The organism is Herbaspirillum sp. Her4 (assembly GCF_057961335.1).
This window is the reverse complement of sequence record NZ_CM176330.1, coordinates 4,633,093-4,649,987: the sequence shown is the minus strand read 5'-3', so window position 1 is coordinate 4,649,987 and position 16,895 is coordinate 4,633,093. Positions and strand designations below refer to the sequence as shown.

The window sequence follows — 16,895 nt, the reverse complement described above, 5'->3', positions numbered from 1 at the left end:
AGCCTTCTGCCATGTCCAACCCGTCTTCTCCCGCCACCCCGGCCCTGCCCAAGGTCGGCTTCGTCTCCCTCGGCTGCCCCAAGGCACTGGTCGATTCCGAACAGATCCTGACCCAGCTGCGTGCCGAAGGCTACGATACCGCCAAGTCCTATGACGGTGCCGACCTGGTGATCGTCAATACCTGCGGCTTCATCGACGCCGCCGTGCAGGAGTCGCTGGGCGCCATCGGCGAAGCCCTGAACGAAAACGGCAAGGTCATCGTCACCGGCTGCCTGGGTGCCAAGAAGGATGCCGACGGCGACGACATCATCCAGAAGATCCACCCCAAGGTCCTCGAAGTCACCGGCCCCCACGCCGTGGGCGAAGTCATGCAGGCCGTGCACAAGCACCTGCCCAAGCCGCATGCGCCCTTCATCGACCTGGTGCCGCCGCAGGGCGTCAAGCTGACCCCCAAGCATTTTGCCTATCTGAAGATTTCGGAAGGCTGCAACCATCGCTGCAGCTTCTGCATCATCCCCTCCATGCGCGGCGACCTGGTCTCGCGTCCCATCGCCGATGTCATGCTGGAAGCCGAGAACCTCTTCAAGGCCGGTGTGAAGGAATTGCTGGTGATCTCCCAGGACACCAGCGCCTATGGCGTGGATGTGAAGTTCCGTACCGGTTTCTGGAACGGCAAGCCGATCAAGACCCACATGACCCAACTGGTCGGTGCCCTGGGCGAATTGGCCCAGCAGTACGGCGCCTGGGTGCGCCTGCACTATGTATATCCGTACCCGCACGTGGACCAGATCATCCCGCTGATGGCCGAAGGCAAGATCCTGCCCTACCTGGACGTGCCGCTGCAGCATGCCCACCCGGACGTGCTCAAGCGCATGAAGCGCCCCGCCAATGGCGAGAAGAACATCGAGCGCATCCAGGCCTGGCGTGCCCTGTGCCCGGACATCACGATCCGCTCCACCTTCATCGCCGGCTTCCCCGGCGAGACCGAGGCCGAATTCGAGTACCTGCTGGACTTCTTGAAGGAAGCCGAGATCGATCGTCTGGGCTGTTTTGCCTATTCCCCGGTGGAAGGCGCGACCGCCAACGACATCGCCAACCCGGTGCCGGAAGAAGTGCGCGAAGAACGCCGTGGCCGTGTCATGCAGCTGCAGGAAGAGATTTCCAAGAAGCGCCTGCAAGCCAAGGTCGGCAAGACCCTGCGCGTGCTCATCGATGAAGTGGACCGCAATGGCGGTACCGGCCGTACCTATTCGGATGCGCCCGAGATCGACGGCGTGGTCTATGTGAAACCGCCTTTCGAACCGCACCGCAAGCTGGAAGTGGGCCAGTTCGTCGACGTGCGCATCACCGCCGCCGACGCCCACGACCTGTGGGGCGCAGCTGAGTGATGCGAGCGCTCCTGATGGCGCTGGTGCTGTGCAGTGCCAGCGGACTCATGCCGGCGCGGGCCGCAGCATCCGGCCCCGCTGCCAATGCGCCTGAAGGTTCGCTGCAGCAGACCCTGATGACGCACGCCCTTGTGCTGCGCGGCCAGATCGACGGGCGCGACATCCAGCTCTCGCTGCAGCCCAAGAAGAACGAAGATGGCCTGGAAGGGCGCTATTTCTTCTTTGGCGGTTCGCCCGAGATTCTGGTGGCCGGAGAGGTCGATGGCGATGACCTGCTGATGGAGGAATCGGTCAACGGCAAGGATGTGTCCGGTCAATGGGAAGGGCACCGCCAGGGCCAGTCCATTACCGGGACCTGGTCCAGCGCCGATGGCAGCATCAGCAAGCCCTTCGCCTTGCAGTTGCCCTGACGCTTGCCCGGCAGCGAAGGCCAGACTGCGGCGCTGTACGGGCGATATGAAGCTGTGTTCACGCTGTTCTGCCATGCCCGCCATTTCTCGGGCTTTTCCGGCCGCTTCTGTTGCTTTCGATGTGAACAAGCTGCGCGTATAGTGAGACCTTTGCGCCCCGTTCCTGGGGCGCGATCGTTTCCAGAGGCAGACCCGTGTCCGATTCCAACGCTACGTCCCCCGCATCTTCTCTTCCGCTTGATCCCCAGACCGCCCTGGTCCACAGCAGCTACCGCGCTCCGGACGGCTTTGAAGCCTTCCCGGTCGGCATCCATCACGCTTCCACCGTGCTGTTCCCCAACGTGGCCGCCATGCGTTCGCGCGACTGGCGCGAAAAGCTGGGCTATACCTACGGCCTGCACGGCACCCCGACCAGCTTCGTGCTGGAAGCGCGGCTGGCCGAGATCGAGGGCGGCACCTATTGCCGTGTCACCCCCAGCGGCCTGGCGGCCATCGCGATGGTCAACTTCGCCTTCCTGAAAACGGGAGATGACGTGCTGCTGCCGGATAACGTCTACGGCCCCAGCAAGGACCTGGGGCAGTGGCTAGAGCGTGATTTCGGGATCACCGCACGCTTCTACGACCCCATGGTCGGCGCCGGCCTGGCCGAGTTGATCCAGCCCAATACACGCCTGGTGTGGACCGAAGCACCCGGTTCGGTCTCGATGGAAGTGCCTGACATCCCGGCCCTGTGCCGTGCCGCGCATGAAAAGGGCGTGCTGGTGGCCATCGACAATACCTGGGCGGCCGGCATCGCCTTCAAGGCCTTCGAGCACGGCGTGGACATCGTCATGCAAGCGGTCACCAAGTACCAGTCCGGCGGCTCGGATGTCCTCATGGGCGCGGTCATCGTGCGCGACCAGGCCCTCAACGAGAAACTGGAACTGGCCCACATGCGCCTGGGCTTCGGCGTGGGCATGGACGACGTCTACCTGGTCCTGCGCAGCCTGTCCTCGATGCGCCTGCGTTTCGAGGCCCACGATGCGGCCGCGCGCAAGGTCGCGGCCTGGCTCAAGCAACGCCCGGAAATCGTGGCGGTGCTGCACCCGGCCTTTGAAGATTGCCCAGGACACGCCCACTGGAAGCGCGACTTCACAGGGGCGGGCGGTCTGTTCTCGGTGATCTTCGATTCCCGTTACAGCGAAGAGCAGACTGACCGCTTCGTCGACAGCCTGCAGCTCTTCAAGATCGGCTACAGCTGGGGCGGTGCCCACAGCCTCTGCGTGCCCTACCGTATGCGCGGCATGCGCCACCAGTGGCAGCGAGAAGGCGTGCTGGTGCGCTTCAACATCGGGCTGGAAGCCCCCGCCGATCTCATTGCCGATATCGAGCAGGCCTTGAGCAAGCTCTGAGTGGCCAGCCCTGCTCGGCTGCCGGTGTCGGCAGCGGGGCAGGGCGCGTCTGATGGCCGACAAGGTTCAGTTTGCACAAAAGAAATTGAATAAAGGTAAATGCTGCATCTGTTTATCGTTTTGCCGCACTTGGCAGCGTCATAAAATGGTAGCAATTCTCGATACGGTGGCTTCTCGACGGTCTTTGACGTTGCGCAAAAATCATCAAAGCGGGTAAATATATGCAAGTTTTCTGGGTGTTCTTGCTGAAGCCATCTACAGTGAACTGCCCAAAAAACTGGATGAGCTAGTCGTCCCCAAGCAACAAGACGGCGTTTGGCATCGAATATTTACAACTTATTTTGTTGCCTGGAAGACAATTTTCTTTTGTCATTTCAACCAGGAAACCTTTTGATCAGGAAATTCCTGATTGGCGCGCAAAGTCACGAGCCTCCTCGCTCTTTGGCTGCCAGAATGGAAATCTTCACCAATATCCCGCAGTCGTGTAAGACGGAAACCTACAAGATGCTCGGGCTTCTCTCCGTCTAAAAATACCGACCAAGTCTAATTTCCCGCCTGTCCTGCCCCCCTCAGAATTGGCTTGCAGTCAAGTAAATGTAAGCGATTGTAAGCAGCTCGATGCAGCGTTCAGCCGCGTGAGCCGTAGGAAGTACTTACCGAGGTGGGGTGCAAATGAATACCAACGACATGATGGCGGAGATCCGCGATGCCAACCTGAGCTATCTCATGCTGGCGCAGCAAATGATCCGTTCGGACAAACCGACCGCAATCTTCCGTCTGGGTATCAGCGCCGAGATCGCCGATCTGATCGAAGGCTTGTCCAACGTGCAGATCATGAAGCTGGCGGCGACCAACATGATGTTGACCCGTTTCCGTTTCGACGACGGCGCCATCCTCGGCATGCTGACCAACTACAACAAGGACAAGAGCCTGGCGCAGTCACACGCAGCCATCCTGATGGCCTGCCAGCCCGGCGAGCAAATTTCGTAAAACAACAAGACAAAAAGCATGGCCGGCGCGGCCAGAGACAGTCAACGCGCCGGAGGGGAAGACGTTCTACAGAGTTATTCAGTTTCGGTCTTGCATTCATGCCTGAAAGTTCGCCCGCCCGGGGCCGGCGAATTGGGGTCAGGCAGTTTTATTACGAAATCACCGGGGGGTTGCACCATGGCTAAAAAGAGCGTTGTGACAGAGGCGCAGGAAATTCAGTTGGCCATTGAACTGATCAATCTGGGGGCACGCCTCCAGTTGCTGGAATCGGAAACCTCGCTGTCGCGCGAGCGACTGCTGAAGCTGTACAAGGAATTGAAGGGTGTCTCGCCGCCCAAGGGCATGCTGCCGTTCTCGACGGACTGGTTCATCACCTGGCAGCCCAATATCCATTCTTCGCTGTTCATCAACATTCACCGCTACCTGATCGAGCATGCCCGCATCAGTGGCATCGAGGCCGTCATGAAGGCCTACAAGCTCTACCTGGAGCAGGTCGGCTACAACGATGCCGGCGAGCCGGTGCTGTCGCTGACCCGTGCCTGGACGCTGGTGCGCTTCTTCGAAAGCAAGATGCTCATGACCACGCCCTGCTGCAAGTGCCACGGCCACTTCGTGGTGCATCGCCTGGACCTGCATCAGGACTACCTGTGCGGCCTGTGCCACATGCCCTCGCGCGCCGGCAAGACCAAGAAGGCCAAGGATGCGGTCATCATGGGGCTGGTCGAAGGCGCCATGCCTGTTGCTGCTTCCGCGCCCCTGGGCACCGAGCCGGTGCTGGCCGCCGTGGCCTGAGCCGGAACAGGGATGTACCGATGCCTTGCTGCTGGCGAGCAGCAGGGTGGTAATGGGCCAGGGTGTTCAACCAAAAAAGAATAAGGCCGATTGCCTCGATGTCCGAACCTGAGAATCACCCCGGTGCCGGGCGCAGGCCCCTGTGGCAGGCGCCGGCCATCCAGGCCTTGCTGCTGTTCGTGCTGGGCCTGATTGGTGCCAACGTGCTGGACGTGCTGTTCCAGCGCGCCGGTCTCGCTCCTCTTTCCCCCCTCCAGACTTCCCTGCTGCATGGCGTGATCGCTGCGCTTCTGGCACGACTGCGCCGCATGGCCGCGTGGTGGTGGCTGATCCTGCTGGTGTTCCCGCTGGCGGCGTTGGGCGTGGGTCAGTTGCACCTGCCGTCGTGGGTGTTCCTGGCGGTGTTCCTGTTCATGCTGGTGCTGTTCTGGTCGACCTTTCGCAGTCAGGTGCCGTTCTACCCTTCCGGGCAGAGTGCCTGGGATGCCGTGGCGGGTCTCTTGCCCGAGGGGCGGCCGATCCGTTTCATGGATATCGGCAGTGGCCTGGGCGGTGCCGTCCTGGACCTGTCGCGCCGCCGGCCCGAGAGTGAATTCACCGGCATCGAGATTGCGCCCTTGCCGTGGCTGGTGAGCCGGCTGCGGGCGGCACTGGCGGGCAATCGCTGCCGCTTCGTGCGCGGCGACTACCTGCTGCTGGATTTTGGTGACTATGACGTGGTGTTTGCCTATCTGTCACCGGCGGCGATGGAGGCGCTGTGGCACAAGGCGCGCGCTGAGATGAAGCCGGGGACACTGCTTCTGAGCTACGAATTTCATATCCCCGGTACCACTCCGGATGTGGTGGTCGAACCGGAGCACGGGGGCAGGGTGCTGCACGGATGGCGCATGTGAGGCGACACAGGTAAAGAGACCCTTTACAGGGGCTGCGAGACGCGACGTATCAAGTTTGCGCCAATTCAGCCGTAAATCGAAAAGGAAGGGCGTTTTTCGGATATGTATTCCCCCATTTGCTTGACTGGAATACCTGTAATCTGACGAACGTGAAAATACACTCAACGCCACAGGGACGGGAGTAGGCACTTGCTAGTCATCATTGGATATATCGTGGTCATGGGGTCCGTCTTCGGCGGCTTTGCCCTGTCGGGCGGCCACCTGGGGGCACTGTTCCAGCCACTCGAACTGCTCATGATCGGCGGCGCCGCGCTGGGCGCTTTCCTGGTCGGTAACAACAACAAGGCCATCAAGGCCACCATGAAGGCTTTGCCGACGGTCTTCAAGGGCAGCACCTACACCAAGGCGCTGTACATGGAACTGATGGCGCTACTCTTCGAGATCCTCACCAAATCCCGTAAAGAGGGTTTGATGTCGATCGAAGGCGACATCGAAGAGCCGGAAAGCAGCCCCATCTTCAGCAAGTACCCTGGCGTGCTGGCGGACCATCACCTGATCGAGTTCATGACCGATTACCTGCGCCTGATGGTGTCGGGCAACATGGATGCGTTCCAGATCGAAAACCTGATGGACAACGAAATCGAGACCCACCATCACGAGGGCGAGATTCCGGTGCACTGCATCGCCAAGCTGGGCGACGGCATGCCGGCCTTCGGTATCGTGGCGGCGGTGATGGGCGTGGTGCACACCATGGAGTCGGTGGGTATCCCTCCCTCCGAGCTGGGCATGCTGATCGCGCACGCGCTGGTCGGTACCTTCCTCGGTATTCTGCTGGCCTACGGTTTCGTGGGCCCGCTCTCCAGCTTGCTGGAACAGAAGCTGCACGAATCGACCAAGATCTACCAGTGCGTGAAGGTGACGTTGCTGGCGAGCCTGAATGGCTATGCGCCGGCACTGTCGATCGAATTCGGCCGCAAGGTCCTGTTCTCGACCGAACGTCCGACCTTCCTCGAACTGGAAGAGCACGTCAAGCAGGCCAAGGGCAAGTAAGCGGTCGGCAGGCCGGCCAGGGGAGGCCGGCAGGCAGGGCGATTCACACAGACATCAGTATTGAAGCAGGAGCACAGGCATGGCCGACGAAGGTCTACGTCCCATTATCGTCAAGCGGATCAAGAAAGGCGGCGGGGGTCACCATGGTGGCGCCTGGAAGATTGCGTACGCCGACTTCGTGACCGCGATGATGGCCTTCTTCCTGCTGATGTGGCTGCTGGGATCGACCGCCAAGGGCGACCTGAACGGGATCGCCGAATACTTCAAGACGCCGCTGAAGGTGGCCATGGCCGGCGGTTCCGGCAGTGGTGATGCCAACACGGTGCTGCCCGGCGGCGGCAAGGATCTGACCCGCCAGGACGGCCAGCTGCGCAAGGGCGAGAACGATGTGGTCTCGCGCAAGCAGAACCTGAAACAGGCACAGCAGGAGCTGGAACGCGCCGAGCGCACCCGGCTGGAAGAACTGAAGTCGCGCCTGGAAAAGGCCATCGATTCCAATCCTACCTTGAAGCAGTTCAAGAACCAGCTGTTGATCGACATCACCTCGGAAGGCCTGCGCATCCAGATCGTGGACGAGAAGAACCGTCCCATGTTTGCCCTGGCCAGTGCGCAACTGCAGCCCTATACCAAGGAGATCCTGCATGAGATCGGCCGCACATTGAACGACGTGCCCAACAAGATCAGCCTGTCCGGCCACACCGATGCCACGCCTTATTCGCGCGGCGAGAAGGGCTACAGCAACTGGGAACTGTCGGCTGACCGCGCCAATGCTTCGCGCCGCGAACTCATTACCGGCGGCATGGACGAATCGAAGGTGCTGCGGGTGGTGGGCTTGTCCTCGGCGGTGCTGCTGGACAAGGAAGATCCGTTCAACCCGATCAACCGCCGCATCAGCATCATCGTCATGAACAAGAAGGCGGAAGAACTGGTGGAAAAGGATAGCGGCTCGTTGAACGTCCCCACCGATGCCAGCGATGAAGATGTGCAGCAAGGGCTGAGTGCGCCGGCCAAGAACTGATAACAGATGCCACGCCGGCGCGGGTGCGCGCGGTTTGCCAATGAAGCAGAAGTGTTCCAATTGAACAGGGGAAGAGAGCCGGATATGCCGACCAAGACCATGCTGCAGGAGCTCAAGCGCTTGTTGCTCGATACTGCCAGCGGCGGCAGCCGCCAATTGACGGAAGTGGAGTCGGACCTGGTCCAGACCAACATCCTGCTGGGCGAAGCCATCGGCAAGCTGGGCAACAGTTTCATGGAGCTGCATCGCGCGGTACAGATACAGCAATCCATCCTGGAAGGCCTGATGAACGGCAGCGGTCAGTTCGACAGCGCGAGCATCGATCAGCTCAAGGCCACCCAGGGCGAAGTCAGCCACTACGTCAACGCGGCCGTGACCGGCTTGCAGTTCCAGGACATGACCAGCCAGCTGCTGGAACGCATCGTGCGCCGCGTGATCGGCCTGCGTGAAGCGCTGGGGGTCCTGAGTGCGAACAGCTTCGAGATCGTCCCCGAGCAGGGCCAGACCGACGAAGAGGTCAAGGAATTGCTGGCCAGCACGGTGCAGGCGATTGAAGAGCGCCTCAACATGCTCGATACCGGGCTCTGGAAAGCAGTGCGCCAGACCCGCATGGAAAGTGGCGACATCGAGCTGTTCTGATCGGTGGCTGGCTGAGTGGTACAAGATTGAACTAGGTCATTCCGGCCTTGGCTGGGCGTTAGGTCGGTGGCCAAGGGTGCGGCATAATGCATACGCGCATGAGCCTTATTGAAGAAACAGGGAGTAACGATGTCCAAAACGATTCTCGCAGTAGATGATTCCGGGTCACTGCGTCAGATGGTGGTATTCAGTCTGAAAGCTGCGGGTTACAACGTGACCGAGGCGGTCGACGGGGTGGACGCGCTGGAAAAGGCCAAGACGCATACCTTCGACCTGGTCCTGACCGACCAGAACATGCCGCGCATGGACGGCCTGACGCTGATCCGCTCCCTGCGCGAGCTGACCAGTTACGCACGTGTGCCCATCCTGATGCTGACCACCGAGTTCAGCGACGAGATGAAGGCCAAGGGCAAGGCCGCCGGTGCCAATGGCTGGCTGGTCAAGCCCTTCGATCCGCAGCGCCTGACCGAGGTGGTGCGCAAGGTGATCGGCTGATCGTTTGCCGGGACAAGAAGATACGTACTGCATCCAGCATGGAGCCCAGGCATGAGCATTGATATGAGCCAGTTTTTCCAGGTCTTTTTCGACGAGGCCGAGGAAGGCCTCGCGGAAATGGAAAAGCTGTTGTTGGCCGTCAATGTGGCGTCTCCCGATCCGGAGGACCTCAACGCGGTGTTTCGTGCCGCACATTCGATCAAGGGTGGTTCGTCCACCTTCGGCCTGACCGATATTGCCGAAGTCACACACGTTCTGGAGTCGCTGCTGGATCGCATCCGCCAGGGCCAGATGAAGCTGACCTCGGAACACGTGGATGCCTTCCTGGCCGCCAAGGATGTGCTCAAGTCCATGCTGGACGGGCACAAGCATGGTGCCGAGGTGGATCAGGACGCGGTCGGCAATGTCCGCATGCTGCTGGAGGAATTGTCCCAGGGCCGGCGTGCCTCGGCTGCGCCGAAGACGGACGCGGCGGCGCCCGCCGGTGCCGTGGTCGGACCCGGCGGCGTTAGCCGCTACCGGCTGGACATGCCGGAAATCAGCGACAAGGATGCCGAGGCCCTGGCCGACGAGCTGGCCATGTTGGGCAAGCTGGAGAAGTCCAAGTCACCCGAGGGGAAGTGGATCTTCATCCTTGATACGGCCGAACCGATCGATGACGTGGTCGCCATCTGCGCCTTCATCGTCAACGTGGCCGATCTGAAGGTGTCGCAGGCCGTCGATCCTGCCCAGGGCAGTGACGAAGAGCGCGGTTATGGTTTCTTCGACAATTTCGTGACCCAGGAAGAGCGTGAACGCGCCCAGGGTTATGGTTTCTTCGACAACCACACCGCCATCGAAGACAAGGAACGCGAGCAGGGTTACGGCTTCTTCGCTCCCTTCGTGCCGCTGGACATCAGCGCCAAGAAAAGCGAGGGTGACGCCCATGCGAATGGCACCGCCGGCACTGGCGGTCACGGCAATGGCAACGGTAACGGCAACGGCCATCACGACGACGGCCATCTGCAGGGTGACCACGGCGGTGAAAAGAAAGCGGCCAAGGGTGGCGGCGGACAGGAATCGTCGTCGATCCGGGTCAGCATCGAAAAGGTCGATCAGCTCATCAACCTGGTCGGCGAACTGGTGATTACCCAGGCCATGATCGAGCAGCGCGTTGGCAAGCTCGATCCCATGCATCACGAACATCTGCTCAACAGCGTCAGCCAGTTGAGCCGCAATACCCGCGATCTGCAGGAATCGGTGATGTCGATCCGCATGATGCCGATGGATTACGTCTTCTCGCGCTTCCCGCGCATGGTGCGCGATCTGGCGCACAAGCTGGGCAAGCAGGTCGAGTTCGTCACCCACGGCGCAGCCACCGAGCTGGACAAGGGCTTGATCGAGCGTATCGTCGATCCGCTTACCCACCTGGTGCGCAACAGCATCGACCACGGCATCGAACTGCCTGACGCGCGCCGCGCAGCGGGCAAGGGCGAGGCAGGTGTGCTGGCCTTGTCGGCCGAGCACCAGGGCGGCAACATCATCATCGAAGTCACCGACGACGGTGGCGGCCTGAACCGCGACAAGATCCTGGCCAAGGCCAAGCAGCAGGGCATGCCGGTCACCGACAGCCTGACCGATGCTGAAGTGTGGCAGCTGATTTTCGAGCCCGGCTTCTCCACCGCCGAGCAGGTGACCGATGTCTCCGGGCGTGGCGTGGGCATGGATGTGGTCAAGCGCAACATCCTGGCCATGGGTGGCGCGGTGGATATCCGCTCCAGCAAGGGCTTCGGCACCACCATTTCGATCTCGCTGCCGCTGACGCTGGCGATCCTGGACGGCATGTCGATTCGCATCGGTGAAGAAGTTTACATATTGCCGCTAGGATATGTGGTTGAATCTTTGCAGCCTTTGCCGCAAGATATCAAAGAGATTTCCGGTCAGGGCCAGGTGCTGCGTGTGCGCGGTGAATATCTGCCACTGATCCCGCTTTATCAGATTTTCAACATCGAGCCTTCATTTACCGATCCTTCGCAAGGATTGGTGGTCATTTTGGAGTCAGATGGTAAAAAGGCGGCACTTTTCGTGGATGACCTGATCGGACAACAGCAAATCGTTGTGAAGAACCTGGAATCCAACTACCGAAAGGTCGCCGGCATTTCCGGAGCTACCATTCTGGGCGACGGCGGCGTTGCCCTGATTGTCGATGTGGCAGCCTTGCTGCGATCCAGCCGCCAATTGAATGACGAATCTGTATTTTCCTGATTTTTAAAGGGCCTCAACATGTCTGACACTGCAACCAAGAATCTTTCCGGCTTCGGCGAAAAGACCGACAGCAACGGAAACGAATTTCTCGCCTTCACCCTGGGCAAGGAAGAATACGGCATCGATATTCTGAAGGTTCAGGAAATCCGCGGCTACGAAGCCGTGACCCGCATCGCCAATTCGCCCGACTTCATCAAGGGCGTCGTGAACCTGCGCGGCATCATCGTCCCCATCGTGGACATGCGCATCAAGTTCCAGCTCGGCGAGCCGACCTATGACCAGTTCACCGTCGTCATCATCCTGAACATCGGCGGCCGCGTCGTGGGCATGGTGGTCGACAGCGTGTCCGACGTCATCACCCTGACCCAGGAACAGATCAAGCCGGCACCGGAGATGGGCACCACCTTCGACTCCGACTACCTGATCGGCTTGGGTACCCTGGAACAGCGCATGCTGATCCTGGTGGACATCGACAAGCTGATGTCCAGCGCCGAAATGGGCCTGATCGAAAAGCTGGCTGCCTGAGTCTTTGAGTCTTTGAGGCTCTGCAGGCCGGCAGTACGGGATCCGGAGGAGACGCAGTCCGGATCTGGCGTCCATCGTCATTCGGTACCGCAGGAAAAGCGGGCATCATAGCCCGATACAGAAGAGAAAAAGGCATCCGCCGTGTGGTGGATGCCTTTTTTATGGGTGCTTTTCAGCGCCTGTGAAGCTTTAGGCGCGCCGGCCATGCCCGGAATCGCGCGTCCTGCCTCCCGGCAGGACGTTTCTTCATCTCTCAGTGGAAATGCTCGACCGGAGGAGGCGTATCTTCCGGCATTTCCGCGTGCACCAGTTCACCTTCGCGGTCAGGGAAGAGCGGTGCGCCACAGTCGTCGCAAAACTCCATGGTGAAGCGTTCTGCATGATGCTTGATGTGCACGATGCCGCATTCGCGCAGCACCGTCAGGATCTGCTGCAGCGGGCTGGTGGGGATGCCTTCCAGCAGACCGGCACCGGTCGGGATCATCATGGGCAGATCTTCGCCACTTTCCTGTTCATACAGCGGCCAGACCGTGCCATAGACCACGGTCGGATCGCCGCCGATGGAAAAACCGATGCGGTATTCATCGATCTGGCCATTGATGTCCTCGGAGAAGCCGCCGATGCTGGCGTGCAGTTCGGAGGAGGAAATGTCCAGGGTCTGCGTCAGGAAGTAATCGGCGGCGCGGATGGAGGCCGGGCGAATGCGCTTGTCGGCCTCGCGGCAGCCGAAGAAATAGGCTTGCGGCAGCAGCAGTTCGACGCTGCAGCCCGGCAGCAGGCGCGTGAAGAGCGGGGTGGCCTGCTGGGTCCAGGCTTCGAAGGCGGCCTCTTTCCGGGCCGAGAAGTGGCTCTGCTGTTCGCTTTCCTGCCAGTGGAACAGGGCTTCGCCGGCCGGCACCACCACGGCGGCGATGACGTAGCGGGTATCGGCCAGGAAGGCGGCAGTGGGCGGCTGTTCACCGCGCAGCTGCACCGGGCCGGTCTTGAGGGCGGTCTGGCCCATCTGGCGGGTCAGGGCGAAGACGTCGGCGTGTACGCGCGGCAGCTGCTCGATCGAGAACAGGCTCGGTGCCAGTGCCAGGCGGGCCTCCTTGGCCAGTACGTGGGCATGCAGGTGCGCGCCGATGGCGGTAAGCAGCTCGCCGCCGATGGGGCCGGAGGCGATGGCAAAGCGGGTCCAGGCCAGCACCGGCAGCACCAGCAGCTGCACGTCATAGTCCTGGCCTTCGTGTTCCAGCGAGGTGGCTTCGCTGCCGGCCTCGACGGCTTCGATCAGGATGTCGTAGGCATCCAGGTCGGCCTTGAAGAGATGATCCAGGGCAGCATCGATGAGGCCCTGCTGGCCGGCCCGCAGCAGCTTGTTGAGCAGGGCGTCCAGGGGTTTCAGCCAGGCGCGCTCTTCGAGCCGGCTGGAGGCCTGCGCGATGGCTTGCGCAAAAGTCACCAGATGCTGGCTGTCGGCAGAAAGCTTGGAGGAGGAACGTTTGGCGGGACGACGCATGTAGGCTATCTGTATCTGTGGAAACGAAACCGCCTATTGTAGATGATTTGTCAGTCCTGTCAGCCGCCGCGGCCATTGCACAGCGCCAAGGGGCAATAAAAAACGCCGGACGAATCCGGCGTTTCTGTACTGCAGGGGACTACGGACGCTGCTTAGGCTGCGAGCAGATGACGCAGCACGAACGGCAGGATGCCGCCATGCTTGTAGTAGTCCACTTCGATCGGGGTGTCGATGCGCAGCAGCAGCTTGACTTCCTGAGTCTCGCCGTTCTTGCGATGGATCACCAGGGTGGCTTCCTGTTGCGGCTTGATCTCGCCTTCCAGGCCCTTCAGGTCGAAGCTTTCTTCACCGGTGATGCCCAGCGACTGCACGCTGTCGTTGCCCAGGAACTGCAGCGGCAGCACGCCCATGCCGACCAGGTTGGAACGGTGGATACGCTCGAAGGAACGTGCGATCACGGCCTTCACGCCCAGCAGCTGGGTGCCCTTGGCAGCCCAGTCACGGGAGGAGCCGGTACCGTACTCTTCGCCACCGAAGACCATGGTCGGGGTACCTTCAGCCACGTACTTCATGGCGGCGTCGTAGATCGACATTTCTTCACCGGAAGGCTGGTGAATGGTGATGCCGCCTTCAACGCGCGAGCCGTCTTCCTTGGCCGGAATCATGAGGTTCTTGATACGCACGTTGGCGAAGGTGCCGCGCATCATGATCTCGTGGTTGCCGCGGCGCGAGCCGTAGGAGTTGAAGTCCGCCTTCAGCACGCCATTGGCTTGCAGCCACTTGCCGGCCGGGCTGGATTCCTTGATGGAACCGGCCGGGGAGATGTGGTCGGTGGTGATCGAGTCGCCGAACACGCCCAGGGCGCGGGCACCGCTGATGCCGGTGGCAGCAGCCTTGGGCTCTTCGCTGAAGTTCTCGAAGAACGGCGGCTCGGCGATGTAGGTCGAGCTCGGCCAGTTGTAGACTTCGCCCTTGGCGACGCCCTTGATGGCTTCCCACAGCTTGCCGGGAGCGCCCTTCACATCGGCGTAGTTTTCCTTGAAGGTCTTGGCGTTCATGGCGAACTTCAGCAGCTTTTCGATCTCTTGCGAGGTCGGCCAGATGTCGCCCAGGTAGACGTTCTTGCCGCCCTTGCCCTTGCCGACCGGTTCGGTCATCAGGTCACGGGTGACATTGCCGGCGATGGCGTAAGCCACGACCAGCGGAGGCGAGGCCAGGAAGTTGGCGCGGATGTTCGGGTGGATACGGGCTTCGAAGTTGCGGTTGCCCGACAGCACGGCGGCCGCCACCACGTCGTTCTTGACGATGGCTTCGTTCATGGCCGGGGTCAGGTCGCCGGCGTTGCCGATGCAAGTGGTGCAACCGTAGGCGGTCACGCCAAAGCCCAGCTTTTCCAGGTAAGGCAGCAGACCAGCCGCTTCCAGGTACTTGGTCACCACGCGCGAGCCAGGCGCCAGCGAGGTCTTGATGTGCGGGGCCACCTTCAGACCGGCTTCCACGGCCTTCTTGGCCAGCAGGCCGGCTGCCAGCAGCACGCTCGGGTTGGAGGTGTTGGTGCAGGAGGTGATGGCGGCGATCAGCACGTCACCGTTGTGCACATCCACGCCGTCGGCGTTCTTGTAGGACGCGGTCAGGTCTTCGGCCTTCTTGTTGAAGCCGTTTTCAGCGGTCGGCTTGGTGAAGAGGTCGGAGAAGGTCGACTTGACGTTGCCGATCTCGATGCGGTCTTGCGGACGCTTCGGACCTGCCAGCGATGGGGCAACGGTGCCCAGGTCCAGCGAGACTTCCTGGGTGTAGTCGATCTGGCCGGCCTTGGGCACGCCGTACAGGCCTTGCGCCTTGAAGTAGGCTTCGAAGGCGTCGATCTCGGCCTTGGTGCGGCCGGTGCCCTTGAAGTAGTCGATGGTGGCGTCGTCAACCGGGAAGAAGCCCATGGTGGCGCCGTATTCCGGGGCCATGTTGGCGATGGTGGCGCGGTCGGTCAGCGACAGCGATTCGGTACCTTCACCGAAGAATTCGACGAACTTGCCCACGACCTTGGTCTGGCGCAGCAGTTCGGTGATGGTCAGCACCAGGTCGGTGGCGGTGACGCCTTCGCGCAGCGCACCGGTCAGGTTCACGCCGACCACGTCCGGGGTCAGGAAGTAGACCGGCTGGCCCAGCATGCCGGCTTCGGCTTCGATACCGCCCACGCCCCAGCCGACCACGCCGATGCCGTTGATCATGGTGGTGTGGGAGTCGGTGCCGACCAGGGTGTCAGGGTAGTAGACACCGGTCTTGTTGTGCACGCCGCGTGCCAGGTATTCCAGGTTGACCTGGTGCACGATGCCGAAGCCCGGGGGCACCACGCCGAAGGTGTCGAAGGCTTGCATGCCCCACTTCATGAACTGGTAGCGCTCGTTGTTGCGCGAGAATTCCAGCTTCATGTTCAGGTCCAGTGCCTTCTTCTCTCGGAAGTGGTCGATCTGCACCGAGTGGTCCACCACCAGATCCACCGGGACCAGCGGTTCGATGTTCTTGGGGTTCTTGCCCAGCTTGCTGGCGACGTTGCGCATGGCGGCCAGGTCGGCCAGCAGCGGCACGCCGGTGAAGTCCTGCAGCACCACGCGGGCCACCACGAAGGGGATCTCATCCACGCGGGCGGCCTTGGCACCCCAGTTGGCCAGTTGCTTGACGTGTTCTTCGGTGACCTTCTGGCCATCGCAGTTGCGCAGCACCGATTCCAGCACGATGCGGATCGACACCGGCAGACGCGAGATATTCACGCCCAGCGACTTTTGCAGGGCGGGCAGGGAGTAGAACTTGCCCTTCTTGGAACCGGAAATCGGGAATTCCTTCAGGGTGTTCAATGTGTTGCGAGACATGGCCTCTTCTCCTTAATTTGGCAATTTAGTGATGCTAGCTAGTCGAATCCGGTTTGCGCTGCAATGGTGAACTGCGGGGTGCTGCCTGATTCTGTGATTCTGTGTTGCTTGATACGCGATGAGCTGGCGGTTGCCTGCCGGCTCAGTTCTTCTGGGGTGCCGCGGCGACGGTGGCTGCCGGTGCTGCTTCGGCGGCCTTGATCTGCTCGGCGTTCTTGCATTCATTGGCCAGTTGCTGGCCCTTCTTGGAGTCCAGCAGCAGGCCCTTGGCCGGGATACCGATCCAGACCAGGCCCATCTTGCGGTTTTCGAAGCGGTTGGCGCCGGTGGTGGTTTCCACGCGGGTCAGGCGGTGGATGCGCTTGTCCCAGCGGATGGCGATGTGCTTGTCGTCGGCTTCGTTCTTCCAGATGGTCAGCTTGTGCCCCATTTCGCACTGGAAGTCGGCCGACAGGGTGCCGCCCAGTTCGGGTTCGCTGTCGTCATCTTCGGCGTCGGAAGAGAACGGCATCTTGGCGGCGGGGGCTGCTGCAGCTGCAGCAGCGGCCTTCTTGGCCGGCGCCTTCTTGACGACCTTTTTCTTGGCCGCCGGTTTGGTATCGGTTTCAGCGTGCGCCGCAGTGATGCCGGCGGTGGCGAAGAGGGCGCCCAGCAGGGCGATGAGAGTCAGGTGCTTTTTCATGGACGTCGGTCGA

Annotated in this window: 15 protein-coding genes; 12 read left to right on the top strand and 3 right to left on the bottom strand. The window is 61.2% G+C overall.

The genetic code is table 11. The features are described from left to right. The first annotated feature begins 11 nt into the window (after nt 1–11). The 12 genes from rimO to ACWFUC_RS20915 all read left to right on the top strand — a co-directional run bounded on the left by rimO (nt 12) and on the right by ACWFUC_RS20915 (nt 11,835). Nucleotides 12–1,388 (top strand): 30S ribosomal protein S12 methylthiotransferase RimO, encoded by a 1,377-nt coding sequence (gene rimO / locus ACWFUC_RS20970; protein WP_489637317.1) that lies wholly within the window; start codon nt 12–14, stop codon nt 1,386–1,388. Continuing rightward, nucleotides 1,388–1,798: a hypothetical protein gene (locus tag ACWFUC_RS20965; protein ID WP_489623177.1), complete on the top strand. Its 411-nt coding sequence runs from the start codon at nt 1,388–1,390 to the stop codon at nt 1,796–1,798. Before rimO ends, ACWFUC_RS20965 begins: the two co-directional genes overlap by 1 nt. Nucleotides 1,799–1,992: 194 nt before the next feature. Further along, entirely contained in the window at nt 1,993–3,189 is a 1,197-nt protein-coding gene (locus tag ACWFUC_RS20960; protein WP_489623176.1) for a cystathionine beta-lyase, read from the top strand. 672 nt (nt 3,190–3,861) lie between these two features. Further along, nucleotides 3,862–4,179 (top strand): flagellar transcriptional regulator FlhD, encoded by a 318-nt coding sequence (gene flhD, locus ACWFUC_RS20955; protein ID WP_034334003.1) that lies wholly within the window; start codon nt 3,862–3,864, stop codon nt 4,177–4,179. A gap of 177 nt (nt 4,180–4,356) precedes the next feature. Beyond that, nucleotides 4,357–4,971 carry a flagellar transcriptional regulator FlhC gene (flhC, locus tag ACWFUC_RS20950; protein ID WP_034334002.1) on the top strand — a complete coding sequence of 205 codons (615 nt, stop codon included), beginning with the start codon at nt 4,357–4,359 and terminating at the stop codon, nt 4,969–4,971. A gap of 98 nt (nt 4,972–5,069) precedes the next feature. Further along, a complete protein-coding gene (locus ACWFUC_RS20945) occupies nt 5,070–5,864 on the top strand; it encodes a class I SAM-dependent methyltransferase (protein WP_134136008.1) in 795 nt (264 codons plus the stop codon). Nucleotides 5,865–6,053: 189 nt separating this feature from the next. Continuing rightward, nucleotides 6,054–6,914: a flagellar motor stator protein MotA gene (motA, locus tag ACWFUC_RS20940; RefSeq protein ID WP_088753345.1), complete on the top strand. Its 861-nt coding sequence runs from the start codon at nt 6,054–6,056 to the stop codon at nt 6,912–6,914. 79 nt (nt 6,915–6,993) lie between these two features. Beyond that, a complete protein-coding gene (gene motB / locus ACWFUC_RS20935) occupies nt 6,994–7,932 on the top strand; it encodes a flagellar motor protein MotB (protein WP_039785307.1) in 939 nt (312 codons plus the stop codon). Nucleotides 7,933–8,016: 84 nt separating this feature from the next. Beyond that, on the top strand, nt 8,017–8,571 hold the full coding sequence (locus ACWFUC_RS20930) for a hypothetical protein (RefSeq protein WP_039785309.1): 555 nt from the start codon (nt 8,017–8,019) through the stop codon (nt 8,569–8,571). A gap of 129 nt (nt 8,572–8,700) precedes the next feature. Beyond that, nucleotides 8,701–9,066, top strand: a complete 366-nt coding sequence (locus ACWFUC_RS20925; RefSeq protein WP_006463269.1) for a response regulator — start codon at nt 8,701–8,703, stop codon at nt 9,064–9,066. 51 nt (nt 9,067–9,117) lie between these two features. Continuing rightward, nucleotides 9,118–11,310, top strand: a complete 2,193-nt coding sequence (gene cheA / locus ACWFUC_RS20920) for a chemotaxis protein CheA (protein WP_489623175.1) — start codon at nt 9,118–9,120, stop codon at nt 11,308–11,310. 18 nt (nt 11,311–11,328) lie between these two features. After that, a complete protein-coding gene (locus ACWFUC_RS20915; RefSeq protein ID WP_006463271.1) occupies nt 11,329–11,835 on the top strand; it encodes a chemotaxis protein CheW in 507 nt (168 codons plus the stop codon). Between the two features lie 253 nt (nt 11,836–12,088). On the opposite strand, the gene ACWFUC_RS20910 is transcribed toward ACWFUC_RS20915, so the two are convergent. From ACWFUC_RS20910 to ACWFUC_RS20900, 3 genes are all read right to left on the bottom strand, one after another. Further along, nucleotides 12,089–13,336: a DUF2863 family protein gene (locus tag ACWFUC_RS20910; RefSeq protein WP_489623174.1), complete on the bottom strand. Its 1,248-nt coding sequence runs from the start codon at nt 13,334–13,336 to the stop codon at nt 12,089–12,091. 152 nt (nt 13,337–13,488) lie between these two features. After that, a complete protein-coding gene (gene acnA, locus ACWFUC_RS20905; RefSeq protein ID WP_489637316.1) occupies nt 13,489–16,200 on the bottom strand; it encodes an aconitate hydratase AcnA in 2,712 nt (903 codons plus the stop codon). Nucleotides 16,201–16,342: 142 nt separating this feature from the next. After that, the gene (locus ACWFUC_RS20900; RefSeq protein ID WP_034333994.1) at nt 16,343–16,882 is read right to left on the bottom strand and encodes a hypothetical protein; all 540 of its coding nucleotides are present in this window, start codon (nt 16,880–16,882) and stop codon (nt 16,343–16,345) included. Nucleotides 16,883–16,895 lie beyond the last annotated feature (13 nt).